Consider the following 23491-nt stretch of genomic DNA (forward strand, 5'->3'; position numbering starts at 1 on the left):
CACAGGGGAAGGGGTGCCGGGCCCGCGGGATGGTGGATCAGGCGGCCGGGGTGAACTCGGCGGCGAGCTTGTCGAGGGTCGCGGCGAAGCGCTCGCGCCCGCCGTCACCGTCGAACGCGGCGAGCGTGTCGATCAGCTCTGCGCCGTCGTTGAAGCTCAGTTCGTTCATCGAACCGACCGGGTGGCCGAGCAGCAGCCCGACGACCCGCAGCCGCTCCGTACGGTCCTCGGGGCCGCCGACCGCCTTCAGCAGCGCGAAGATCTTCCGCATCATCTGCGGGCTGATCGCGTCGCTGCCGGTCCGCGCGGGCGACGGCGCCTCGTCCTCTTTACGTGTTCCGTGTGCCGGGGTCGTCGGTGAGGAAGACGCCGCGGGCGCCGACGGCCTAAGCGCGATCCCCACCGCCTTGATGGCCTCGCCGAGCGGCATCGCCTCGCCCGTCACCGGGTGCGCGGCAGGAGCGCCCAGCAGGCCACGGCGCTCGGCCCGGCCATGGATCTCCAGAGCACCCTGATACGTCAGCCCCTCGGCCCGCAGCTCGTCGAGGAACACCGCGACCGGATCGACGCCCTGGCCGAGCTGCTCCAGGATCACCTCGCCGATGTCCTCGCCCGGGTGATGCACGACGAGGCCGGTCAACGGCTCGTACCGGGTCTTGGTCACGGTGGCGGTGCCCTCGACCATGTCCATCACGACGTCGAGTTCGTACTCCGCGCCCTCGCGCTGCACCGCCTTGACGCCGACCTTGGTCACCTTCTTGCCCTCGATCACGTAGTCGCCCTTGGTGCGCATGGTGACGATCAGGTGACCGCGGTAGTTGAGCAGGGCGTCGAGCATCTGCTGCTCGATCGGGTTGCCGGTGCGCCAGCCGCCGAAGGTGCCGCCGGAGCCCTTCGCGGATCCGGCTTCCTCGACGATCTCCAGCAGGCCGCCGCGCCCGTTCCAGAAGTGGGACCAGGAGTCGACGATGAGGACCTCGATCTGCGCGTCCTCGGCGGCGCGTACGGCCTGGACGAGGTTGCGGGGGTCGTGGGTGTCCATCGGCATGTGGCCGAACTCGTGGCCGCCGAGGTCGGGTCGGCCGGGCACGGTGGCGTATTTCTTGGCCGAGCCGCGCTCCGTGTCGACGACGCCGATCGGTCCGCCCTTGGCGAGGCCCTGCGCGATCCTGAGCGCCGTCTTGGTCTTGCCGGAACCGGCCGGTCCTTGAAGCCCGATGCGGGCTTTGGCCTGCTCGCGGGTGGCGGGAGCGAAGGTGAAGGTGGTCACTGGTTCTCACCGACCTTGTCGTCCGCGACGGCGCTGGCGGCGTTGCGCCAGGCGTTGTAGTCCTCGATCGGCATGCCGTCGTACGCGCCCGCGTCGGCCAGCGCCGTGGCGGCGGCCAGGGCGAGGGTGGCGTGGGCCGCAGCCTCGGTGGCGAATGCGGTGCCGGTGATCGGGTCGCCTCCGTCGCCGTACGTGTAGTGGTGGGCTCGGTCGAGCAGGCGCTCGGCCTCGCGGTAGTGCTCGGGTCCGGTCATCGGTTCCCCTTGGGTGTGGTGTTGCGGCGGCGGTCGGGCCGCACGGACTGGTGCCGGTAACCGGCGACTGCGGCGAGGACGTTGAAGGCGATGACGGCGCCGATGACGATCAAGGCGGTGCTCATCGGCTGCTCCCGTCGCGCTGGGCGGGAATGTGGCCGAGCAGTCTGCGGGCGTCACGGTGGGCGCGGGCGGGCGCCTCGCGGTACACCCCGGCCGGCGGGACGTGCAGGGCCTCGTGCGCGCGGGCCAGCTCGACACGGGCCTCGGCGCGGCGGCGACGCTGGTCGTCCAGGCCGCCGACGACGAAGACCACGAGCACGGCGGCACCGAGGTAGACGAGCCACATCACGGGCGCTCACCCGCCTCGGCGAGCGCGGCGTCGAGCGCCTGCTCCCGCGTCCAGCGGAAGATCTGCTCGTCCAGCAGCCCGTGCGTCGGCTGCCAGCCGTCCGGCGTCCACGCCTCGCGGCCGTGGAACGGGCTCGTCGTCACCGCCCACAGCCGGTCACCGACCGCCGACGGCCGCACGCGCAGGCGCCCACGGGTCTTGGTGGCGATCCGGTACTCGGTGACGAACTGGGCCTCGGCCAGCAGCTCCGCGACGCGCTCGCGCTCGGCGTTGGCGACCTTCTCCAGTTCGACGCGCTTCTGCTCTAGAGCGGCGACCGTGCCGACCGCCTCGCCGTATGCGCGCTTGTTGCTCTTGGCGACCGAGGTGAGGGTGTCGACCCGGTCAGCGAATTGGTCGCGCTCCGACCGCAGTCCCTCGACCTCGGCCTCTGCATCGAGCAGACGGCGCAGCACGGGTGCGGCCTTCTCGCCCATGTACGCAGCAAGGTTGAGGCAGAAGATGTCCTCCCACGTCGGGTGGGAGTGGCCGCGCCGGTCGGCGATGGACTTGCCGAAGGATTCCAGCAGGCCGTCAGTCGCAGGCTTCGCGTCACCGAGCTGCGCGAGGATCGTGGCCCGCTGTTCCGGGCTCAGCGGGGCGTTCACAGGGCACCGCCCGTCTCCGCGTCGGCGGCGGCGCGCGGCCCCGGGACAAGCCCGGTCCGCTCCGCCCACGCCTCGGGAGTCTCGGCGATCCCGGCGGCGACGTCGGCCGCAAAGCTGGCCTCGGCCAGCGGCATCACCTGCGTGACCGCCTCTGCCGCCTGGTGCCGCGCCTCCATGTCCGCGGCGCGGGCCCGACGCTCGGCGTCCTCCTGCGGCGACAGCGCCGCGCGGTCCGGCAGCAGCGGGGTCGAGCCGTAGACCTTCACCGGGACGCCCGCCACGATCGTGTCGAACTGGATCGAGGTGTAGTCGGAGTACCTGTCCAGGTGCACAGCGTCCGCCGGGACCTGGAGCGCGACGCGCCACGCCTCGACGTCCGCCCCCTTGTCCATCTGGAGGCTGATGGCGTTGGTCAGGTGACGGTGTCCCACCATGTACGCCGAAGGGAGTTCGGGGAACGTGGTGGCCAGGTAGGTGAGGGCCAGGAGCACGGGTCGCTGCTCGCCGATCGTGGCGAGCCGCCCCGGGTAGGTAGGCTGTTCGGACATGGCGAAACCTCTCTGATCTGCGTAGGTGGGTGAGGTGGAGCCGTGGGGGTCGTTCCGGATGGCCGTCCGGGCGGCCCCTCTGTGCGTCGGGGTCAGGCGCTGAGCGCGACCGGGCCGAATGCCTCGGCGGCGGTGTTCTTCGCGCAGTCCTCGCGGGTGAAGTAGATGCGCCCCGTCGGGACGCCGCCCTCGCGGTGGTGGTGGATCTGGTGCCGCTGCGCCTTCTTCTTCAAGGTGCTGGCGGTGTGCGTCGTGAGACCCAGCTCGACGACGCGCTCGGGCGTGAGCCGCTCCAGGGACTCGATGCTCGGCGGAGCGGCCTGAGTGGGGATGGCGGCCTTGCGCGTGGCCTTGGCGGTCACGGGGACTCCTCGGTCAGGGGGATGACGATGGCGTCGACCGGCACCCTCAAGGCCGTTGCGATCCGGCCGACCGTGTCGTCGCTCGCGCCGCACTGACCGCGCTCAAGGCGGCTGATGTGGCTCGGTTGGCGCTCGGTGGCACGGGCAAGTCCGCGGAGACTCAGATTCTGAGACCTGCGGATGGCCCGGATAAGGGGTCCGTTCGGTGTCACCCTTGGAATCTAAGACCTATCCCTTGGAATCCGCAAGCCTTCCGAGGGTTTTGGCGCGTCATGAACCCTCGGATTTCGAGACCTGGGGGCGCATCGCGGGCGCAGAATGCAACACGTGCGCCCTTAGAATCCGCCTACAGCGCTGGTCAAAAGGCCGGGAAGCGACTGCCCGTGTTGCATGAGTTGGTGCATCATGGGGTCTCATGGACGAACAGTGGACACGGCTAGGCCGAGCCTTCGCCGAGGGCCGGGCGGCTCAAGGTCTGACCCAAGAGGACGTGGTCGCGCGCTACGACATCAGCCTGTCCGTCGTCCAGAGCATCGAGCGGGGCGGACCCTTCAAGAGAATCAACGCGTCAATGCGGCTCTACGCCGTAGGGCTCGGGTGGGCGCCAGGCTCGATCGAAGCCGTCCTCCAAGGCGGCAAGCCGACCTACCTCGCACCGCCGGCAGCATCGACCGGCCCCACCTTGCGCCTTCGTGGGCTGCCTTACCGGATCACCCAGGCCCTCGCCGACGGGCAGGCCCTTGACACCCGGCTGATCCCCATCGGCCCCGACGGCGAAGCGGTGGTCATCCTCAAGGGCCGCGAAGGCGCAGGCGCGGAGGGACTCGGAGCCACGCTGAGGCGGTGGGAGGCACAGGAGGGACACCTCGATCGCCTCGGGGAAGTAGCAGACGAACCGTCAGATAACGGGTGACTGAATCTTTTTAGTCATCAGATGGCGCAATACGTTCACACCACGTACACGCTTGTGGCAGCATGACCGGACCGACGGGGGCCGCCCAGTATCGGGGTGAGGGGACCTGCATGGTCAGGTTTCTACGCGTGTCCAGCATGCCGTTCGGCGTGCTGCTGTGGGTGAGGCCGGTGCGATCCGGCCACGTGGTGTACGTGACTGACCAGTTGCTCGCCGGCCTCGTGCCACCCTGGCGAGAACCGGTCACCAAGGGCCGCTGAGCGCGGCGCCTGCCGAGGGGCGTACGGCGGTCTGGGGGGAATCAGGCCGCCGTCCCCAACACCACACCCACGCACCCACAGAGGTGAGCCAATGGCGTATGCCGAGAAGGTCTACCGCTACCGCAACGGGAAGCGGACCAAGCAGTACACGTGGCGCGGCCGGTACAAGGCCCCGCCCGGATCCAAGCCTGCCTGGCCGGGAAAGTCGGGCTTCCCCACCCAGGCGACCGCGCTGCGCTGGGCCGAGCAGGAAGAGGCCAAGGCGAACGCCGGCACCTGGATCGACCCGAAGCTCCAGGAGACCACGTTCGGGACCTTCTCCCGCCGCTTCATGGCCAACAATTCCAAACGCGGCCAGACCGTCACCACCAGGTGGCGCTACCTGGAGACCTACCTGCTGCCCAAGTGGGAGCACACGCCGATCCGGGCCTTCAACTGGTTCGACGTGGACGGCTGGCAGCAGACGATCCCCACGGACGACGTCACCCGCGGGCACGTCGTCAGCCTGCTGTCGACGATCCTCACCGCGGCGATGGACGCCGGCCTCCGCGACGTGAACCCGATCTACGGGCGCCGCCGTACGAAGCCGACCGGTGCGGGCGCGGTGAAGGACAAGCCGAAGAAGAAGGTGGGCAACGACGGGACGGTGCCGCCGGAAGAGGTGGTCCTGCTCGCAGACCGGCTCGGCCCTGTGCTCGGGCTGCGCGTCCTGGTGACCGCGTTCGCCACCGCCCGGTACGGCGAGGGCTTCGGTCTGCACCGAGACAACGCGCTGGGCATGCGTCAGCAGCGTTGGCGGGGCGGCATCTTCGAGTGCCCGGTCATGAAGATCGTGGAGGAGTGCGCCGAGTACGACCTGTTCGACGAGGCGGGCAACAAGATCGGCCTGTTCCACGGGATCGAGGAGACCAAGAACGACGGCAGTACACGGGACGTGGACCTGCCTCCGTTCCTCGCCCAGTTGATGCGGTATCACCTCGACGACTGGCCGTACGACCGCGTCTTCAGCACGCCCAACGGCAAGCTCTACCGGCGGGGCAACTGGTCCCGGGCGCTGCGCCCGGCGGCAGACGGCCGGCCGGAGCGCAAGCGGCGGCAGGGCGTGTCCTTCCGGGCCGCGTGGGAGCCGATCTCCCCCGGTGTCGATATCCAGGCCCTGCGCAGCACGCACGACTCGTGGCAGTCGGAGATCGGGGTGGCCGAGCCCCTCGCGTACGAGTCCATGGGGCACAAGAGGGCGGGCATCAAGGGCGTGTATCAGAAGCCCACGGTCGAGATGAGGCGCGCTAGGCTGGACGGGCTGGAGGAGATCTTCTGGCAGGCGATGAAGACCGTCGGGCTCCGAACGCTCTGGGGTCGAGTTGATCTCCGGAAAATCCCCGAAGCGGTGGCCGCCGAAGTTCAGGAAGCCGCCTAGCCGCAGCTCATGCAACAGGTAGCCCCGTAGGGACACCAGCTCTCCTAAAGCTGGTGTCGCAGGTTCGAATCCTGCCTGGGGCACAGAGGTGGCACAGAGAAATCAGCCGCATATTGCGGCGGAAAAGCCCGCGGGCCTCGATGAGGCCGCGGGCTTTTCGCGCGCTCGGCGCAGGTCGGGCGCGGGTCGGGTGCGGATCGGACTCGGGCGCGGATCAGGGTCAGGCGCGGATCAGGGTCAAGATCAGGTGCGGCGGGTGGCGTTCCATTCGCGGTAGACGGACCAGGAGTCGCCGACCGGGCCGAGGTGGGCGAGTTTGTCGGGGTTGTTGACGGAGTTGATGGTCTGGACGCGGCCGTCGAGGATGTCGAGGCTCCAGATGACGAGGACGCGGCCGTCGCGGTCGCGGAAGACGGCGCCGGGCTGGCCGTTGACGGTGTGCGGCTCGGCGGTGACGTCGATGCGGAACATCGGGGGGAAGGAGACGGCCAGGAGACGGGCGACGTTGTCGATGCCGCTGACGACGCGGGCGATCTGCGGGGCCTTGCCGCCGCCGTCGCCGACCACCTGGACGTCGGCGGCGAGCAGGGCGCGCAGGCCGTCGACGTCGCCTTCGCGGAGGGCGTCGATGAAGCGGGCGGTGAGCTGTTCGCGTTCCCAGCGGTCGGCGTCGAAGCGGGGGCGCCCCTCGTCCATGTGCCGCCGGGCGCGGACCGCGAGCTGGCGGCAGGCGGCCTGCGAGCGGCCCACGGCCGAGGCGATCTCGGGGAAGTCGAAGCCGAAGACGTCACGCAGGACGAAGACGGCGCGCTCCAGGGGGCTGAGCCGTTCCAGCAGCAACAGGGCGGCGGTGGAGACGGAGTCGGCCAGTTCCGCCGCGCGCGCCGGGTCCCCGTACGGGTCGTCGAGCAGCGGTTCCGGCAGCCACTGGCCGACGTATTCCTCGCGGCGCACCCGCGCCGAGCGCAGCACGTCGATGGAGATGCGGGTGACGGCGGCCGACAGATACGCCTTGGGCGAGGCGGGCGTGGTGCCGGCCGCCTCGTAGCGCAGCCAGGTGTCCTGGACGGCGTCCTCGGCCTCGGCGACGCTGCCGAGGAGGCGGTAGGCGATCGAGAACAGCAGGGGCCGCAGCTCCTCGAACTGCGCGGCGCGCGCCGTACGGACGCCGGCGCCCGCGCCCATCACGTGAGACCTTCCGCGAAGCCCTGCCGCCACGACGGATAGCGCGGCTCCCAGCCCAGCTCGCGCTTCGCCTTGGCGTTGGAGAAACCGCGCCCCTCGGTCATCATCGCCACCGCGACCTCCCCGGCCAGCGGGCGGGCCAGCCAGGCCGGTACGCGCACGGGCCGCTTGGCGCCCGCACATTGTGCGAGATACGGCAGCCAGTCGCTCGCCGGGGCGGGTTCGTCGTCCACGACGTTGAACACGCCGCGCGCTTTCATTTCCACAGCCAGGACCGTAGCGCTCGCGGCGTCCTCCAGGTGCAGCCAGGAGCAGTAGCCGGTGGCGCGGCCGACCAGGGGGAATTGCCGCTTGCGGACGAGTTCGACCTGGTCGTCGGTGGCGCCGGGCCCGTAGAGGCTGCCGTAGCGCAGGACGGCGCCGCCTGCGGCGAGGGTCGCCTCCTCGACGTGCCGGACAGCGGCCATGCCCGGCTCGGCCGCCGTCCCCCGGTACAGGTCGAGCGGGTCCTGTTCGGTCTTGATCCAGCCGCCCTCCCGTATGCCGTTCCAGCTGGCGTAGCTCTGGGCGACGACATGGGGCACGCCGGTCGCCTCGGCCGCCGCCAGCAGATGGTCGGTCCCTTCCGTGCGCAGCCGGATGGTGGGCGCGAACCACCGGTCCATGTGCTTGAAATCGGGCTTCCCCGCGTGCGCCGGGGAAATCGCCGTCATCTGGTGCACGACGACGTCGGGGCGCGCCGCGCCGACGGCCTCGCCGACCGAGGCCGCGTCCAGGCCGTCCATGACGACGCCGTCCGCGCCCATCCCGCCCAGCAGGGGCAGTTTGGCGGCGCTGGTCGTCGTCGCCGTCACCTGGTGGCCGCGCGCCACGAGCCGCGGCACCAGAAGCCGCCCCACTACCCCGGTCCCGCCCGCCACGAACACCCGCATACCGATCACCTTCCCGATCACCTTCCCGAGCCGGCCGAGAGCCGGGCACCTGTGCCTTCGCCGGCTGTCTCCTGCTCACGGGACGAGACAGCCCCGCCGTCTGTGACACGGGCTGTGACACGGGAAATGTCGGTGGGTCTTGATAGGGATAGGAGCATGACTGAGCGTGTGACGATCCAGGACGTCGCCCGGCACCTCCCGTCGATAGCGCGACTGCGGGACGTGTGCCGGGCGCTGGCCGCGTTGGAGATCGTCCGGCACCCGGCGATGGCGGGAGGCGGTGAGGGGACCGGCGGGCGCGCGTACGACTTCCTGTGCGGGTGGCGCACAGGCGCGGACGTGGCGGTCCGGCGGACGGGCGGCGGCGACGGGTACGCGGTCGCGTTCACCTGTTACGGCGCGCTGCTGCTCGGCTTCGACCACGAGTCGCCGATGAGCCCGTACGCGTCCGCGCCGCCGCGGGTGTGGCCGGGTGTGCTGGACGCGGTGCCGCGGGATTTCGCGCCCTATGTGGCGGAGCCGCCGGCATTCCTGGCCGGGCCGGTGCCGCTGGTCACCGCGTGCGCCTGGCGGGCGGCGGAGGACGACCAGTGGCGTACGGGCGAGGACATCGTCTTCCCGGCGGCGGATTCCGGCTCCCCCACGGACGACCGTGACACCGGGCCCGACGGCGCCGACCGGCTGTTCCGGCCGCTCACCGACCCGGCCCCGGCGCAGTCGTACGCACGCGGCACCGGGATGCCGGCCGGAGCCGTACGGGAGGTGTACGCGTACCGGCCGCTGGACCGTACGGCGGTCGCCGAGCTGAATCCGGCCGCCGATTTCGCGACGGTGGCCACCGAGCTGGAGCGCATCGGTTACCCGGTCGCGCGCTGACGGGGGAAGACTGGCGTCCATGGCACGCAGGGGCGGACCGAAGGCGCCGCCGTCACCGCTGGAGCAGCGCGACGGCGTGGATCCGGTACGGCTGCGGCTGCCCGGGGATCCGACGGCGCCCGCGACCGTCGCCGCGTATCTCCTGGAGCGGTACGCGGGCGCGGTCGGCGCCGACCGGATCACGGCGATGCTGGCGGCCGGGCGGTTCGTGACCGCGGACGGCCGGCAGGTGACGGCGGGCACCGCGTACGAGCCGGGCGCCTATGTGTGGTTCCACCGCGATGTGCTGCCCGAGCGGGCGGTGCCGTTCGCGGTGCGGGTGGCGTACCGCGACGAGCGGATCGTCGTCGCGGACAAGCCGCACTTCCTGGCGACGACCCCGCGCGGGCGCCATGTCACCGAGACGGTCCTGGCGCGGCTGCGGCGCGATCTGGGGCTGCCCGAGCTGTCGCCCGCGCACCGGCTCGACCGGCTGACGGCCGGGCTCGTGCTGTTCGTCGTACGCCCGCGCGACCGGGGCGCGTACCAGACGCTGTTCCGGGACCGGCGGGTGCGCAAGGAGTACGAGGCGGTCGCCGCGTACGACCCGCGGGTGGCGCTGCCGCGGACGGTACGCAGCCGGATCGTCAAGGAGCGCGGGCGGCTCGCGGCGCGCGAGGAGCCGGGGCCGGTGAACGCCGAGAGCCGGATCGAGCTGCTGGAGCGGCGCGGCGGCCTCGGCCGGTACCGGCTGCTGCCCGCGACGGGCCGTACGCACCAGCTGCGCGTGCACATGAACGCGCTCGGCCTGCCGCTGCTCCACGACCCGGTCTACCCGACGGTGCTGCCGGAACCGGACGCGGCGCCGGGCCACGAGTTGGGTGCGGAGGCGGAGGCGGAGGATTACGGCAGGCCGCTGCAACTGCTCGCGCGGGAGCTGGAGTTCACCGACCCGGTGACGGGGCGGGCGCTGTCCTTCGAGAGCACGCGGGAGCTGAGCGCGTGGCGGGAGCCCGAGGAGGCCGGGGAGGCCGAGGACGTCAAGGAATCCAGCGTCAGGACGTCATCGCCTCCGCCGGGGTGAGCACCGCGAAGAAGCAGCCCTCGGGGTCGGCGAGCAGCGCGATCCGGCCGATACCGGCCATGTCGGTGGCGGGCATGAGGACGGCGCCGCCGCCCTCGGTGGCCCTGGCCACCACCGCGTCGCAGTCGTCGACCCCGAAATACGGCTGCCAATAGGCGACGCCGCCGGGCAGCAGGTCGGGCCCGAGCTGGAGGATGCCGCCGTGCGAGCCGTCTTGGCCGCCGCCGGCGCGGGAGACCACGGTGTACGTGCCCGCCGCGCCCTCGTTGTCGGGCAGGGGCATGTCCTCGTAGTCCCAGGCCAGCACCGCGCCGTAGAAGTCCTTGGCCCGGCCGGCGTCGGGTGTGTACAGCTCCGTCCAGCACAGTGCCCAGGGCCCGACATGCTCCAGGCCCTTGGTGCCGCCGGGCTCCCAGACGGCGAATTCGGCCCCGGTCGGGTCGGTGTACGCCGCCAGCCGGCCCTGGCCGGGGATCGTCATGGGCGGGACCCGTACGGTGCCGCCGTGTTCGGTGACCAGGGCGGTGGTGGCGTCGGCGTCGGCGGTCATGAAGTAGACCGTCCAGGCGGGGTGGGCGCCGGAGTCCTGGAGCGGGCCCATCCCGGCCACGGTCTTCCCGTCCCGCAGGAACATGCCGTAGCCGCCGGACTCGGGGCCGCCGGGCCGGAATTCCCAGCCGAAGAGCGCGGCGTAGAAGGCGGCGGCCGCCGTGGTGTCGCGGCTGCCGAGGTCGGTCCAGTCGGGCGCGCCGGGCGCGTAGTCGTCGGTGAGCATGACCGTCCTCCTGAACCGCCGGGCGTCGGTGGGTGCCCGCGCCGAGGCGGTCTGCCGTGTGGTGCGGGCCTGTGACCTGGGCCCCAATTGTCCGAAGGGACCGCAGTGTCGTCTCTCACACCCAGCATGGCAGCGGGCACCGACAACCGCCGCCCGTGCGCAGGTCAGCGGCCCCGCGGCCGGAAACGGAACGTGCCGCACCGCGTCGGCGCCGTCACGCGCGGTGTTTAACGGATTCGGGATTGTCAGTGGTGCCGTCTACTGTGGTTCGCATGTACGGGGGAAGTCTCGATCAGGCGAACGCGGCCCTGCGCACGTATGTGCAGGAGCACGGCGACCGGCCTTGGACGGCCGAAGAGCTCACGGAGCTGGCGCGGCTGCGCGCCGACTGGACCGCTGCCGCGCGCGGCACGCGGATGGCGATACGCCCGGTCCAGGGCCCGGCCGCGGGTCCGGTCAGCGGCGCGGCGGTCGTCACCGCCGCTTGAGGCCCGGCTCACCGCCGCGTAAGGCCCGGCCGGTTCCGGAGGAACCGGCGCATCGCACGACCGAAATACCGCGCTACCGCTCAGACCCGCGCCACGGCGTGCGGAGGGCGGACCGTGTCCGTGCCGGGGGTGGGTTCGGACGGGTCGCCGCCGACCGTGGTGATCCGGTTGTCGGCGTCGACATGGACGACGGCCGGGCGCAGCGCGCGGGCCTCGGCGTCCTCGACCTGGGCGTAGCTGATCAGGATGACCAAATCACCGGGGTGCACGAGGTGCGCGGCGGCGCCGTTGATCCCGATGACGCCGGAGCCGCGCTCGCCCTCGATGACATAGGTCTCCAGGCGGGCGCCGTTGGTGATGTCGACGATGTGGACGAGTTCGCCCGGCAGCAGGTCGGCGGCGTCCATCAGGTCGGCGTCGACGGTCACGGAGCCCACATAGTGCAGATCGGCCTGGGTCACGGTGGCCCGGTGGATCTTGGACTTGAACATGGTGCGCAGCACGCTGCCGCCTCCTGGTGAAAGACCTGGTCGCGTCCCCGTCCGGGGTACGCGCCGACGCGTCCAGGGTAGGCGAGGGCGCCGCGGACCGGGACCGGCGGGCGGCCCGGAGTGCGGAAGATCTCAGCCGCTGGCGCCGGGCACGGGGGCCGGGACGGTGCCCGGGGCGGAGGGCGGAGCGGTGTCCGATGGGGAGGGCGGTACGGGGAGGCGGTCGTACAGCTCGGTGAGGGAGGAGTTCAGACGGAGCAGGGGCGGCGGTCCGGTGCGGGCCGGGCGCGGGGGCGCGGCCTCGGGGCGGTGGCCGAGGCGGCGGCGTACGTTGCCGACGTTCAGTGCGGTCAGGCCGAGTTGGGGGCGGGCGGCGGCCAGCGCGGCGGGGTCGGTGGCGGCCAGCGCGCGGGCGTGGCGCGCGCAGGCGGCCAGTGTGTCGGCCCAGTCGGCGGCGTGCGGCCGGACGTTCTCCGGGGCGCGCCTCGCGGTCGTCCCGCGGTGGACGAAGGTGCGGTGCGCCCGGGCGGCGGCGGAGGCGTCGGCCAGGTCACGGGTGGCGAAGTCGACGCGGCGGGCCAGCTGCCGCAGCGCGGTGGGCCGCGGCAGCGGCTCGCGGGCCGCGCTCATCAGCTCCTGGAGGGCCTGGAGCGCGCGGGCCGCGCGGCCCCGCATGACCAGTTCGGTGCGGACCGGCAGCACGAAATACGCCGCCGCGATGCCGCAGGCCGAGCCGAGCAGGATGCCTTCGGGGCGCTGCACGAGCAGGGCGGTGCCGTGTTCGCCGCTGAGGGTGTGGAGGACGGCGAGGAGGCTGGTGACGCAGAAGGCCCAGATCGCGTAGTTGAGGTCGCGCAGCCACAGACCGATCAGCAGATAGCCGAAGATCACGGCGATGCTCACGGCCTGGTCGCCCGCCACGAGGTGCGCCAGCAGGGTGCCGGTCAGCGCGCCGCTGAAGGCACCGGCCACCCGCAGCCCGCTGCGGTGCACGACGTCGCCGCGCCCGCGCGCCGCGCTGCACACCACGAAGGCCGTGATCACCGTCCACATCCAGCGCTGCCCGAACAGCAGGTGGCCGACGAGGAAGCCGGCGGCCATCGAGGCGGTGAGCTGGGCCGCGAGCCGGGTCTGCGGCTGGAGGTCCAGCAGGCCGCCGGTGCGGCGGCGCGGCGCGGGCGGGTCGGCCTTCGGCCACTCCCCCGCCCTGATCCCGGCCGCGCGGGCGGCGCGGTCGCCGAGATCGGCGAGCGCCAGGTCGAGGGCCAGGTCGGGGGTCCGGTCGAGCGCGGCTTCCGTCGCGGGGGTGACGGCGCCGGTGCCGTCCTCGGGCCTGTCCGCGGTCAGCAGGTGGTCGGCGGCCACCTCGGTCGCGAGCACGGCCGCCGCGAGAGCGTCCAGACGCGCGGCGTCGGTGCCGGCTTCGTGGGAGTCGGCGGAAGTGCCGGGGTCCGGCAGTCGTACGGCGGCCAGCCGGTCCTCCGCGACCAGGGCCGTACGGTGCAGGGCGCGGGCGAGCCGGGCGCGGGACCGGCTGCCGGGCGGCAGGGCGCGCAGGCGCCGTACGAGGGCGGCCAGGTCGCGCGCGGCGGCGGCCGCTTCCTTGGCGGGCCGGACCGGCGGCACGTACTGGGCCACGATCACGCAGGCGACGGCGATCAGGCCGGCGACGCCGCCCCACAGCGGGCCGGTCGCCTTGGCGGCGCTCGGCGGTACGGGCACGACGAGGACGGAGATCAGCGGTGTCAGGGCGAGCCGGCCGAATCTGCGGACCTTGCCGCCGAACCGCATGAGGTAGCGCGAGCCGCCGACCGCCGCGACGAAGGCGGCCGCGCCCAGCCAGGCGTTGCTCAGCAGGACGCGCCCGGTGAAGGCGGCGACGATGCCGATGGCGGGCACGTAGAGCAGAGCGGAGAGCCGATGCGCGAGGCTGGTGGCGTGCAGAGTGCGGGAGACCATGACGGCGACGACGGTCGCGATCACGACGACGCCGCTGGGTACGTCGGCGGCTTCGCGTATCGCGCCCGCGACCAGCAGGGCGGCGACGGACGCGGCGAGCGTCCGCAGCGCGACCCGCAGCCGTACCCGGCCGGGGTCGGCGATCCGGATCCCGTCCAGCGCCCACGGCCATGCCCGCACCCACCGCGCCGCCCGGGGGCGTACCTCCCCCGCCGCGGACACCTCCGGCTCCCCCATGCTGCCGCCCCTCCCTCATTCTTACGCCTTGCGTACGACTACGGGCACGGCAAGCCCGAATCCACCACATCCAGACGCCCATCATCCGTCAAAATAGTACGCCTTCCTTAGAAAATGGCCGCCATGTTTCCTCCTCCGCCCACCGATCCCGCCGCGACGGTCCGCCGTGCGGTGAACCGGCTCGGCCGCCGTATGCGCGCCGAGCGGCTGCCGGACGCGCTGCCCACCGGCCGGCTGGGCGCGCTGGCGCTGCTGTACCGCGCGGGTCCCAGTACGCCCGGCGCGATGGCGGCGGCCCTGCGCGTACAGCCGCAGTCGCTGACCAGGACGCTGGCGGCACTGGAGGCCGAGGGGATGGTGACGCGGTCGCGGAACGCGGCGGACGGGCGACAGTCGCTGATCGAGCTGACGCGGACCGGCTTCGAGGCGATGGCGCGGGACGTCGCGTACAGCGACGCGTGGCTGCGCGCGCGGATGGCGACCGAGCTGAACGAGACCGAGCGGGAGGTGCTGCGGCTGGCCGCGGCGCTGCTCGACCGGCTGGCCGCCGACGAATGAGGGCCCACCCGAGGGGCGGTCCCGATACCCCGGGAGAGTATTCGCGTTCATACCCCTAGGGGGTATAGGGTGGGAGCCAAGGTACCCATACGCACCGAGGAGAACACCATGAGCGAGGCCGTCTACTCCGTGTCCGGCATGAGCTGCGGCCACTGCGAGTCCGCGATCACCAAGGAGGTCACCGCGATCCCCGGGGTCACCTCGGTCACGGCCGTGGCGTCGACCGGTCTGGTGACGATCGCCTCCGAGCAGCCGGTGGACGACGAGACGGTGCGCGCCGCCGTCGACGAGGCGGGCTACGAGCTGGTCGGCCGCGCCTGACACGTCCTCGGCGGACGACGGCGGACGACGGCAGCCGAACGCGGGGGCACGGGAAGCAGCGGGAGCACGAGGGGAGCGGAAGTGGCGATGACCACGGCAGCGACGGACGGCGGCGCCGCGGTACCGCACGCGGTCGAGCTGGAGATCGGCGGCATGACGTGCGCGTCCTGCGCCGCGCGGATCGAGAAGAAGCTCAACCGGATGGACGGCGTCAGCGCCACCGTCAACTACGCGACGGAGAAGGCGAAGGTCGCGTACGGCGACGACATCGCGGTCGGCGATCTGATCGCGACGGTCGAGGCCACCGGGTACACCGCGGCGCTCCCCGCGCCCCCGCTCACCGCCCCCGCCGGGCCCGACTCCGGTACGGGCGGACCGGGTTCGGCGTCGGGGCCCGCCGCCGACCCCGAACTGACCACGCTGCGGCAGCGGTTGACCACCGCGGTGCTGCTCGCGGTGCCGGTGATCGCGCTGTCGATGATCCCGGCGCTGCAGTTCGACAACTGGCAGTGGCTGGCGCTCACCCTCGCCTCACCGGTCGTCGTCTACGCCGGCTGGCCCTTCCACCGCGCGGCCTGGACGAATCTGCGGCACGGCGCCGCGACGATGGACACGCTGGTGTCGGTCGGCACGCTCGCCGCGTACGGCTGGTCGCTGTGGGCGCTGTTCTTCGGCGACGCGGGCATGACCGGGATGAAGGACTCGTTCAGCTTCACCGTGTCGCGCGGCGGCGGCAGCGGCAACATCTATCTGGAGGCGGCGGCCGGGGTCACCGCGTTCATCCTGGCCGGGCGGTATTTCGAGGCCCGCGCCAAGCGGAAGGCGGGGGCGGCGCTGCGCGCGCTGCTCGAACTGGGCGCCCGGGACGTGGCGGTGCTCCGTGACGGACGCGAAGTCCGGATCCCCGTCGGGGAGTTGGCGGTCGGCGACCGCTTCGTCGTACGGCCGGGCGAGAAGATCGCCACCGACGGGGTGGTCCGGGAGGGCGGCTCCGCGGTCGACGCGTCGATGCTCACCGGTGAGTCCGTGCCGGTGGAGGTCGGGCCGGGGTCGCGGGTCACCGGCGCGACCGTGAACGCCGGCGGGCGCATCGTCGTCGAGGCGGAGCGGATCGGCGCGGACACCCAACTCGCGCGCATGGCACGGCTGGTGGAGGACGCGCAGAACGGCAAGGCGGCGGCGCAGCGGCTCGCCGACCGGATCTCGGCGGTCTTCGTGCCCACCGTGATCGTGCTGGCGCTCGGCACGCTGGCCGTCTGGCTGCTGGCCGGCGAGGGCGCGACCGCGGCCTTCACGGCGGCCGTGTCCGTCCTCATCATCGCCTGCCCGTGCGCGCTGGGGCTGGCCACGCCGACCGCCCTCATGGTCGGTACGGGGCGGGGCGCGCAGCTCGGCATCCTCATCAAGGGGCCCGAGGTGCTGGAGTCGACGCGGACCGTCGACACGGTCGTGCTGGACAAGACCGGTACGGTCACGACCGGTTCGATGACGCTCGCCGCCGTGCATGTGCACGACGGACTTGAGGGCGCCGAGGAAAAGACCGCGCTGCGGCTGGCGGGTGCGCTGGAGGACGCCTCCGAGCACCCGATCGCGCGGGCGGTGGCCGCCGGGGCGCGCGAGGCGGTCGGTGAGCTGCCGCCGGTCGCGGACTTCGAGAACGTGCCGGGGCTCGGCGTACGTGGTGTCGTCGAGGGGCACGACGTCCTGGTCGGGCGCGAGGCGTTGCTGCGCGCGCACGGGCTCGGCCTGCCGCCGGGCCTCGCCGAGGCGAAGGCCGATGCCGAGGCGCGCGGCGGGACCGCCGTGGCCGTCGGCTGGGACGGGCGGGCGCGCGCCGTGCTCGTCGTCTCCGACGCGGTCAAGCCGACCAGCGCCGAGGCCGTACGGCGGCTGCGGCGGCTCGGGCTGCGGCCCGTGCTGCTCACCGGGGACAACGCGGCGGTCGCGGCGGCCGTCGCCGCGGAGGTCGGGATCGACGCGGACGATGTCTTCGCGGAGGTCCTGCCCGAGGACAAGGTGGCCGTCGTGCGGCGGCTCCAGGGCGAGGGGCGCAGTGTCGCCATGGTCGGCGACGGGGTCAACGACGCGGCGGCGCTCGCGCAGGCGGATCTCGGGCTCGCGATGGGGACGGGGACCGATGCGGCCATCGAGGCGGGTGACCTCACCCTCGTCCGGGGGGACCTGCGGGTGGCCGCCGACGCGATTCGCCTCGCGCGGCGGACGCTCGGGACCATCAAGTCGAACCTTTTCTGGGCGTTCGGCTACAACGTCGCCGCTCTGCCGCTCGCCGCGGCGGGCCTTCTCAACCCGATGATCGCGGGCGCCGCGATGGCGTTCTCGTCCGTCTTCGTCGTCGCCAACAGCCTCCGCCTGCGCGGCTTCAAGGCTCTCGCCGAGTAGCACCCGACTCACTCGCCCTCGCCCCGGGTACGCCCCCGGGGCTCCGCCCCCCGGGTACGGTGCGGCCGGCTCGGCACCGCCGGTCTCCGCCGTTTCGGCTGTGCGCCGCGGCGGCGGAAAAGGGTGCGGGTTCGCCCCAGTGTGCTGGGGGGCGTGTGAGGATGCGGGGATGGGTGGTGTGGTGGGGCGGGTTGGGGGGCGGGAGCGGCGGCTGCGGGTGGTGGGGAGGCAGTTGGCGCGGGTGGAGGGGTGGGGAGAGGTCGTACGGTGGGTGGTGGCGCTGCACGCCACGGATCCGGCGACGGTGTTCCTGACGGTCGCGGCGCGGCTGCGGGAGCCCGGGGGCGGGGTGACGGCGCTGGAGGACGCGCTGTACGGGGAGACCGGCGCGCTGGTGCGGATGCTGGCGATGCGGCGCACGATGTTCGTGGTCGACCGGGCGTCGGCGCCGACCGTCTACGCGGCGGCGGGGAAGCAGGTCGCGGCGGCCGAGCACAAGAAGCTGCTGGCGTTCCTCGCCGAGGGCGGCGGCTGGGACGCGGCGTGGCTGGAAAAGGTCCAGGCGCAGGTGCGGGCGGCGCTCGACGAGCACGGCGAGACCGGCGGGGCGGGCCTGTCCCGGCTGGTGCCGGGGCTGCGCGAGCAGGTGGTGGTCGCGGCCGGGAAGCCGTACGAGGCGCGGCAGAACGTGGCGAGCCGGATCATCAGGACGATGGCGGCGCAGGGCCTGATCGAGCGGCGCAGGCCCGCCGGGTCGTGGGCGAGCAGCCAGTTCCGGTGGGCGAACGCCGAGCCGCTGCCCGACCTGCCGGTGGCGGCGGCCCGCGCGGACCTGGTGACGGCGTGGTTGGCCGCGTACGGGCCGGGCACCGAGGCCGACCTGAAGTGGTGGACGGGCTGGTCGCTGACCGAGGTGCGCAAGGCGCTCGCGGCGGTCGGCGCCGAGCGGGTGCTGCTGGACGACGACGGCGTCGGCCACGTACTGCCGGGCGACGGCGCGCCGACCGCCGACGACGTGCCGCCGGCCGCGACGCTGCTGCCTGCGCTCGACCCGACGCCGATGGGGTGGCGGGACCGCGACTGGTTCCTGCCCGCCGAGCACCGCGCCGCCCTCTTCGACCGCACCGGCAACGTCGGCCCGACCGTGTGGTGGGGCGGTGAGGTCGTCGGCGGCTGGGCGCACCGCGCGGACGGCACCGTCGCCACCCGCCTGCTGGCCGACCGCGGCACCGCCGCCGCGGCCGCGGTCGACGCGGCGGCCGAACGGCTCGCCGCCTTCCTCGCCGACGGCGGTGTGACGGTCACACCGCGTTTCCGCACCCCGCTGGAACGCGAACTGTCCGCCTGACGCCCAGCGCCGCACTTTCGCGCGCCGCGACCGTATAAACGTCGCCTTCCGGACACAATCCGGAACGTGCACCTCCGCCGTTTCCCCCGCCTCCGCCGCGCCGGCCGCGCCGTGGCGGCGTACGTCCGCAGCGCGCCCGGCACGTACATCTGGCTGGCGGTCCTGTTCGCCACCACCGTGGTGATGCACCGGATGGCGCCGGACCGGGTGGACGCCTTCCTGCGGCTGCGCTCGACGAACATCCACAATCTGTCCCGGCACCCGCTGCGGGCGCTGGTCCGCAGCGCGTTGTGGATCGACGGCGGGAAGTGGCTGCCGTACGTGGTGCCGTACACCGTCTTCCACGCCACGGCCGAGCGGTGGCTGGGCACGAAGCGGTGGCTGGCGGTGGTGGCGGTCGGCCACGTCCTGGCGACGTACATCAGCGAGGGCGTACTGCTGTGGGCGGTCCGGCACGGACACGCGCCGCGATCGGCGGAGAACACCCTTGATGTGGGCGTCAGTTACGGCCTCGCCTCGGTCGAGGCGGTGCTGACGTACGCCGTGGTCACACCCTGGAGGTACGTGTACGGCGCGGGTGTGCTGCTCTTCTACGGCGCCGCCCTGGCCGAGGGCCGGACCTTCACCGACGTCGGTCACTTCACGTCGGTGCTGCTGGGCCTGGCCTGCTACCCGCTGACACGCGGACGGCCGGGTCGGATCGACCCGGCCGTCGCGTACCGGTGGCTGCGCGGAAGGTTCAGCCCAGCCGGGTGAGCTTCTTCCCGAACGACGGTTCGCTCAGGTCGGACCGGAGGACCACCGGCACCGTGGTGCGCGCGGAGCCCGAGCCGAAGCCGAGCGTGCCGACCTGCGTGCCGGCCTTCGCGCTGTGCGGCAGCCCGTCCTTGCCGGGCGTCATGGTGAGCGTGGTCCTCATGCCCGCCCAGCCGACCGCCTTGAGGTCCTCGGCCGCGACGACCGGCGTGTGACCGCCGAGTCCGTCGTCGATCCGCCCGACGACCTCGCCCTTCTTCACTATCGTCGACGACGTCAGGCCGCCCTGGACGGACTCGATCAGCTTCTGGGAGTTGACCAGCGCCGCCTGGAGGCTGTCGTAGACGGTGGTGCCGCCGTGCTGCTGGAGGACGACGCCGAGGATCAACTGCTCCTTGCCGTCGATCTTCTTGGTGGCCGCCCACATCAGGGCGCCGCCCGCGGGGGTGCTGGAACCGGTCTTGATGCCGATCACACCGACGTGCACGAGGTCGTTGTTGTTGTTGTAGATCGTGCCGACGCCGGGGATCTTGATGTTCGGCTGCGCGACGACCGACCGGAAGACGTCGTTCTTCATGACCTCGCGGGCGAGCTTGAGCTGGTCGACCGCGGTGCTCTTGGTGCTCGACTCGAAGCCGCTCGCGCCCGTGTAGGTGGTGTTGGTCATGCCCAGGTCGCGGGCCGCCTTCTGCATCTTGGTGACGAACACCTCCTGGGTGCCGGAGTCCCAACGGGCCAGCAGGCGGGCGATGTTGTTGCCGGAGGGGATCAGCAGCAGTTGCAGCATCTGCCGCTCGGTGAACTGCTGGCCCTCCTTGACCTGCGCGGTCGACTCGTCGCTCGAACTCGCCTCGCTGGCCGCCTGCGCGTCCACCGGGATCGTCGGGCCGTTCTGACTGCCCGTCAGGGGGTGGTCGCGCAGGATCAGATAGGCGGTCATCACCTTTGTGACGCTCGCGATCGGCACCGGGGTCTGCGCGCCGTGCACACCGAGCGAGCCGAGGCCCTCGACCTCGGCGACGGACTGGCCCTCGGCCGGCCACGGCATCGACTGCGGCAGCGGAGTGCCGTCGAAGGTGTACGACGGGGCCGCGGTCAGGGCCATCGACGGCGACGGCAGCGGGCGCAGCGCCTGCACGACGACGAAGACGATCGCCAGCAGCACCACCAGCGGGGTCCAGATCTTGAACCGGCGCAGGATGCTGCGCAGCAGCGTCTGCCGCGGCGGCGGGGTGTTCGTCAGCTCCGCGAGCAGCTTCAGCGGGGCGCCGGGCTCCGGCGGCACCGGCATCGACCGCGTCCCGTCGGGGCCGGTCACGGCCCCCTCGGGCGAGGCGGCCGTGGGGGTGCCGACCGCGGTCGGCGTCCCGGCATACGGCGGCAGCGGTACGCCCGCGGCGGGCTTCGCGGGCGCGGACGGCTGCCCAGTCGGGCCCGCGTCGGGACCGGCCGGAGGCGCCACAGGGCCCGTACGCGGCTTGGGGGCCGTCGGGGACGCCTGGGGAGCCTCGTAGGGCGCGGAGGCCCGTGTGGGCGCCTTCTGCGCCCCTGAGGGGCCCTTCCGTGCCGGGTCCGCGGTGCGCTCGGCCGGCAGATCGGACACAAGTGGGCGCAGGACGGAGGTGTTCCGGTCGCCGGGGGCGGCGGGCGCCTCCGGAACGGGGGCCGCGTCCTCGGGCGGGGTCCCGTCGCCGTCGGCGGCGGCGTCCGCCTCCTCGGCGGCGTCCTTGGGGGTGTCCTCGGGGGCGTCCTCGGCGGCGTCCGTCGCGGGTACGTCGTCGGCGACGTCCGATTCGTCGGCGTCGTCGGCCGCGTCGGGGCGGGCGTCATCAGGCTCCGCGCCGTCCGCGGCGTCCGAGCCGTCCTCGGCCTCGTCGGCCGGCTCGGGGCGCGCGTCCTCGGCCTCGCCGCCGTCGCCGCCTGCCCCGCTCCCGGCCGCGTCGCTCGCGGCGGCACCCGTCAACGTCGATACGCGCAGCACGGCGGTGTGCTCGTCGCGCACGGGCTCCTCGGCCGGGCCGTCCTCGGAGTCGTCCTCCGCCCCGGAACCGGCGGCAGAGTCGGCGTCGGCCTCGGACCCGGCGTCCGCGTCACCTTCCGCCGCGTCACTCTCCACCGCGTCGCCATCGGCGTCGGCCTCGGCCTCCCCCGTATCCGCACCCTCGCCCTCGCCCTCACCCTCGGCGTCCGTACGCTCACCGTCCGCGTCCGCCGGGCCCTTTTCCGGCGTCGCACCGGAACGAGGCAGGTCACGATTTGGTTCCGCTTCCGACGGCTCTTCCGCCGATTCCGGCGGCAGAGCCTCCGGGGCGCGGGGCGCGGGCGGCGTCGACGGCGTATCCGGGCCGGAGGATTCGTCTACGGCGGTTACGCCGTTCGGCGTATTCGGCGCGGAGGCGGCGGCGGACGCGGCGGCGGGATGGGGGCGTGCGCCGGAGTCCGGGGCGTCGGCCGGGTCGGACGGCGCGGCCGTCACTGCTTCGGGGACGGCACCGGCATGCTCCTCCCGTACGCCCTCCGCCACACGTGTCCCTCGCGTCTCGGTGGGCGACCGGAACACCGCCAGTCTCGGATCAGCGGCCGACCGCTCGACCGCCTCCCCCGACGTGTTCTGCTGCTGTTCCCTGCCGGGGGACTCGCCCGCCACGCAGACCTCCTCCACACATCACGAAATCGCGCACACACCGTGCCGGAGCGGGCGCCGAATGGCGCCCGTACCCCTCGAAGCTCACACTGGCAGTGTCTCGCCGACCGGCTCCCGGGCCGTCTGCGACACCACCACCCACCCCGTAGACGAGAACGACATACCACCCGGTTCCCGCCGATAAGGCGAAGGCGCTCTCGACAGGCCGGTGTGAGAGGCGTCACCCTGTCATTCATCCACGCGGGGAGGCATGGATGGGCAAGAGCCGCAGAACAATTCCGGAAGAGTTGTTGTTGCTCGCACTGGACCCGACGACCGGGACCACGGCGCAGCCGCAATCGCTCGACCTCGGCCTCGCCGGAGCACAGCTCGTCGAGCTGGCTCTGGCCGGACGGATAGCCCCTGACGGGGATCGTATCGCCGTGGTGCACCCACGGCCGACAGGAGATCCGACTCTGGACTCCGCGCTCGAACTGCTGCGGCGACGCGGCAGTCCGGTGCGGGCGGTCCACTGGATCGGCGGACCCCGCCTCGGGCTCCGCCAGACGTATCTCGCACACCTGGAGCGGTGCGGCATGGTGCACGCCGTACCGGGTCAGATGTGCGGGGTGCTGCCGACGACGCGGTACCAGGCGTCCGACAGCGCGGTCAGCCGGGAGATCAGGTCCCGGCTGGACAGTGCGATCCGCACCGGTGTACCGCCGGACCCGCGGACCGCCGCGCTCGCCGCGCTCGCCCACGCCGTGGGACTCGGCAAGCACCTCTACCCGGGCAACGAGGGCCGGTCGTCGCGATCGCGCCTGCGTGACCTGATCAGGTACGACCCGATGGGCGGCCTCGTCGCACACGCCGTGATGGACGTGCAGAACGGTGTGGCGGCACAGCCGAAGCGGGCGGCGGCGGCAGCAGCGCCGGCACCGCGCGCGGCAGGACACAGCACGATGGTCCGCGCCGGAGCCCGCTGACCGCGTCGCGGCCGATTCGTACGGGCGCGGCTTGGTTCAGCACAGCCTGGTTCAGCACAGTTCAGTTCAGCACAGCGCACACGGCAGGACGCGCTGAGTACGACGCACGACGCACCGTCGCGCGCGCACGGCGGAACAACAGCACCACGAAACGCAGCACGGCACCGCACCGCCGCACGGCCGCACCAGCTCGATCGCACCAGTACGTCGGCGGCGGCAGCTGAAGTATACGCAGTACACGAAGGACGCGACAGAGCCGGGCGCGTACGAACGCAGCGCCCGGCTGCCCCCTCATCAGGGACGGCCGCGGTGCCCGCCGGCAGGGACCGGGCACCGCGATCCGCGGCCGCGCCGCACCATGCGGGCGCCGCGCCGCACCGTCCCCGGCGACCCGTTCCGGGAGCCGCGATGACGCGCGGGCGGCGGGATCCGACGGTTCGCCAGGGTCCCGCCGCCCGCGCGTCGCCGTA

The 23491-nt window shown here is 72.9% G+C and carries 26 protein-coding genes and 1 tRNA gene; 13 read left to right on the forward strand and 14 right to left on the reverse strand.

Going from position 1 to position 23491, the window contains the following annotated elements; all coding sequences use genetic code 11:
• Positions 1-37: 37 nt before the first annotated feature.
• The 8 genes from BM076_RS16075 to BM076_RS38300 form a co-directional block, all read right to left on the reverse strand.
• Entirely contained in the window at positions 38-1270 is a 1233-nt protein-coding gene (locus BM076_RS16075) for an AAA family ATPase (protein ID WP_093714215.1), read from the reverse strand.
• The gene (locus BM076_RS16080) at positions 1267-1524 is read right to left on the reverse strand and encodes a hypothetical protein (RefSeq protein WP_093714216.1); all 258 of its coding nucleotides are present in this window, start codon (positions 1522-1524) and stop codon (positions 1267-1269) included. Before BM076_RS16080 ends, BM076_RS16075 begins: the two co-directional genes overlap by 4 nt.
• Positions 1521-1649: a hypothetical protein gene (locus tag BM076_RS37995; protein ID WP_265737096.1), complete on the reverse strand. Its 129-nt coding sequence runs from the start codon at positions 1647-1649 to the stop codon at positions 1521-1523. Before BM076_RS37995 ends, BM076_RS16080 begins: the two co-directional genes overlap by 4 nt.
• Positions 1646-1873: a hypothetical protein gene (locus BM076_RS16085; RefSeq protein WP_093714217.1), complete on the reverse strand. Its 228-nt coding sequence runs from the start codon at positions 1871-1873 to the stop codon at positions 1646-1648. The genes BM076_RS37995 and BM076_RS16085 overlap by 4 nt, the downstream gene beginning before the upstream one ends.
• Positions 1873-2523: a hypothetical protein gene (locus BM076_RS16090; RefSeq protein ID WP_093714218.1), complete on the reverse strand. Its 651-nt coding sequence runs from the start codon at positions 2521-2523 to the stop codon at positions 1873-1875. Before BM076_RS16090 ends, BM076_RS16085 begins: the two co-directional genes overlap by 1 nt.
• The gene (locus BM076_RS16095; protein ID WP_093714219.1) at positions 2520-3071 is read right to left on the reverse strand and encodes a hypothetical protein; all 552 of its coding nucleotides are present in this window, start codon (positions 3069-3071) and stop codon (positions 2520-2522) included. The genes BM076_RS16090 and BM076_RS16095 overlap by 4 nt, the downstream gene beginning before the upstream one ends.
• A gap of 92 nt (positions 3072-3163) precedes the next feature.
• Positions 3164-3433 carry a hypothetical protein gene (locus tag BM076_RS16100; RefSeq protein WP_093714220.1) on the reverse strand — a complete coding sequence of 90 codons (270 nt, stop codon included), beginning with the start codon at positions 3431-3433 and terminating at the stop codon, positions 3164-3166.
• Positions 3430-3645: a helix-turn-helix domain-containing protein gene (locus tag BM076_RS38300; protein ID WP_177246465.1), complete on the reverse strand. Its 216-nt coding sequence runs from the start codon at positions 3643-3645 to the stop codon at positions 3430-3432. Before BM076_RS38300 ends, BM076_RS16100 begins: the two co-directional genes overlap by 4 nt.
• Positions 3646-3848: 203 nt before the next feature.
• Here BM076_RS38300 and BM076_RS16110 point away from each other — a divergent pair, with 203 nt between their 5' ends.
• From BM076_RS16110 to BM076_RS36635, 4 genes are all read left to right on the forward strand, one after another.
• On the forward strand, positions 3849-4346 hold the full coding sequence (locus BM076_RS16110; protein ID WP_093714222.1) for a helix-turn-helix domain-containing protein: 498 nt from the start codon (positions 3849-3851) through the stop codon (positions 4344-4346).
• 128 nt (positions 4347-4474) lie between these two features.
• Entirely contained in the window at positions 4475-4606 is a 132-nt protein-coding gene (locus BM076_RS38000) for a hypothetical protein (protein WP_265737097.1), read from the forward strand.
• A gap of 91 nt (positions 4607-4697) precedes the next feature.
• On the forward strand, positions 4698-6023 hold the full coding sequence (locus BM076_RS16120) for a hypothetical protein (protein WP_093714224.1): 1326 nt from the start codon (positions 4698-4700) through the stop codon (positions 6021-6023).
• A 21-nt stretch (positions 6024-6044) separates the two neighbouring features.
• Positions 6045-6106 (forward strand) — tRNA-Ser (locus BM076_RS36635).
• 160 nt (positions 6107-6266) lie between these two features.
• Here the strand turns inward: BM076_RS36635 and BM076_RS16125 are convergent.
• Together BM076_RS16125 and BM076_RS16130 are read right to left on the reverse strand one after the other, a co-directional pair.
• Positions 6267-7208 carry an RNA polymerase sigma-70 factor gene (locus tag BM076_RS16125; RefSeq protein ID WP_093714225.1) on the reverse strand — a complete coding sequence of 314 codons (942 nt, stop codon included), beginning with the start codon at positions 7206-7208 and terminating at the stop codon, positions 6267-6269.
• The gene (locus BM076_RS16130; protein WP_093714320.1) at positions 7208-8140 is read right to left on the reverse strand and encodes an NAD-dependent epimerase/dehydratase family protein; all 933 of its coding nucleotides are present in this window, start codon (positions 8138-8140) and stop codon (positions 7208-7210) included. The genes BM076_RS16125 and BM076_RS16130 overlap by 1 nt, the downstream gene beginning before the upstream one ends.
• A gap of 156 nt (positions 8141-8296) precedes the next feature.
• Between BM076_RS16130 and BM076_RS16135 the strand changes: the two genes are divergently transcribed.
• Both BM076_RS16135 and BM076_RS16140 read left to right on the forward strand, forming a co-directional pair.
• Positions 8297-9016 (forward strand): hypothetical protein, encoded by a 720-nt coding sequence (locus BM076_RS16135; RefSeq protein ID WP_143120579.1) that lies wholly within the window; start codon positions 8297-8299, stop codon positions 9014-9016.
• 19 nt (positions 9017-9035) lie between these two features.
• Entirely contained in the window at positions 9036-10079 is a 1044-nt protein-coding gene (locus BM076_RS16140; RefSeq protein ID WP_093714227.1) for a pseudouridine synthase, read from the forward strand.
• Here the strand turns inward: BM076_RS16140 and BM076_RS16145 are convergent.
• Positions 10051-10854, reverse strand: coding sequence for a VOC family protein (locus BM076_RS16145; protein WP_093714228.1), 804 nt, complete (start codon positions 10852-10854; stop codon positions 10051-10053). The two genes, BM076_RS16140 and BM076_RS16145, sit on opposite strands and share 29 nt — an antisense overlap.
• A 272-nt stretch (positions 10855-11126) precedes the next feature.
• On the opposite strand from BM076_RS16145, the gene BM076_RS16150 reads away from it, so the two are divergent.
• Positions 11127-11342, forward strand: a complete 216-nt coding sequence (locus BM076_RS16150) for a hypothetical protein (RefSeq protein ID WP_093714229.1) — start codon at positions 11127-11129, stop codon at positions 11340-11342.
• 80 nt (positions 11343-11422) lie between these two features.
• Here the strand turns inward: BM076_RS16150 and panD are convergent, their stop codons facing one another.
• Complete coding sequence (gene panD, locus BM076_RS16155) at positions 11423-11845, reverse strand: aspartate 1-decarboxylase (protein ID WP_093714230.1); 423 nt, start codon at positions 11843-11845, stop codon at positions 11423-11425.
• 120 nt (positions 11846-11965) lie between these two features.
• Positions 11966-14029, reverse strand: a complete 2064-nt coding sequence (locus BM076_RS38005) for an FUSC family protein (protein ID WP_093714231.1) — start codon at positions 14027-14029, stop codon at positions 11966-11968.
• A 123-nt stretch (positions 14030-14152) separates the two neighbouring features.
• On the opposite strand from BM076_RS38005, the gene BM076_RS16165 reads away from it, so the two are divergent.
• From BM076_RS16165 to BM076_RS16185, 5 genes are all read left to right on the forward strand, one after another.
• On the forward strand, positions 14153-14587 hold the full coding sequence (locus BM076_RS16165; protein ID WP_093714321.1) for a MarR family winged helix-turn-helix transcriptional regulator: 435 nt from the start codon (positions 14153-14155) through the stop codon (positions 14585-14587).
• A 108-nt stretch (positions 14588-14695) separates the two neighbouring features.
• Positions 14696-14908 carry a heavy-metal-associated domain-containing protein gene (locus BM076_RS16170; protein WP_093714232.1) on the forward strand — a complete coding sequence of 71 codons (213 nt, stop codon included), beginning with the start codon at positions 14696-14698 and terminating at the stop codon, positions 14906-14908.
• Positions 14909-14995: 87 nt separating this feature from the next.
• Entirely contained in the window at positions 14996-17308 is a 2313-nt protein-coding gene (locus BM076_RS16175) for a heavy metal translocating P-type ATPase (RefSeq protein ID WP_093714233.1), read from the forward strand.
• Positions 17309-17477: 169 nt separating this feature from the next.
• Complete coding sequence (locus BM076_RS16180; protein ID WP_093714234.1) at positions 17478-18656, forward strand: winged helix DNA-binding domain-containing protein; 1179 nt, start codon at positions 17478-17480, stop codon at positions 18654-18656.
• A gap of 66 nt (positions 18657-18722) precedes the next feature.
• Positions 18723-19412, forward strand: coding sequence for a rhomboid-like protein (locus BM076_RS16185; RefSeq protein WP_245796086.1), 690 nt, complete (start codon positions 18723-18725; stop codon positions 19410-19412).
• Here BM076_RS16185 and BM076_RS16190 read toward each other — a convergent pair.
• Positions 19396-21528 (reverse strand): D-alanyl-D-alanine carboxypeptidase, encoded by a 2133-nt coding sequence (locus BM076_RS16190; protein WP_245796087.1) that lies wholly within the window; start codon positions 21526-21528, stop codon positions 19396-19398. The genes BM076_RS16185 and BM076_RS16190 overlap by 17 nt on opposite strands.
• A gap of 782 nt (positions 21529-22310) precedes the next feature.
• Here BM076_RS16190 and BM076_RS16195 point away from each other — a divergent pair.
• Complete coding sequence (locus tag BM076_RS16195; protein WP_093714236.1) at positions 22311-23021, forward strand: GOLPH3/VPS74 family protein; 711 nt, start codon at positions 22311-22313, stop codon at positions 23019-23021.
• Positions 23022-23491 lie beyond the last annotated feature (470 nt).

Source organism: Actinacidiphila alni (assembly GCF_900112845.1).
Lineage (GTDB): Bacteria > Actinomycetota > Actinomycetes > Streptomycetales > Streptomycetaceae > Actinacidiphila > Actinacidiphila alni.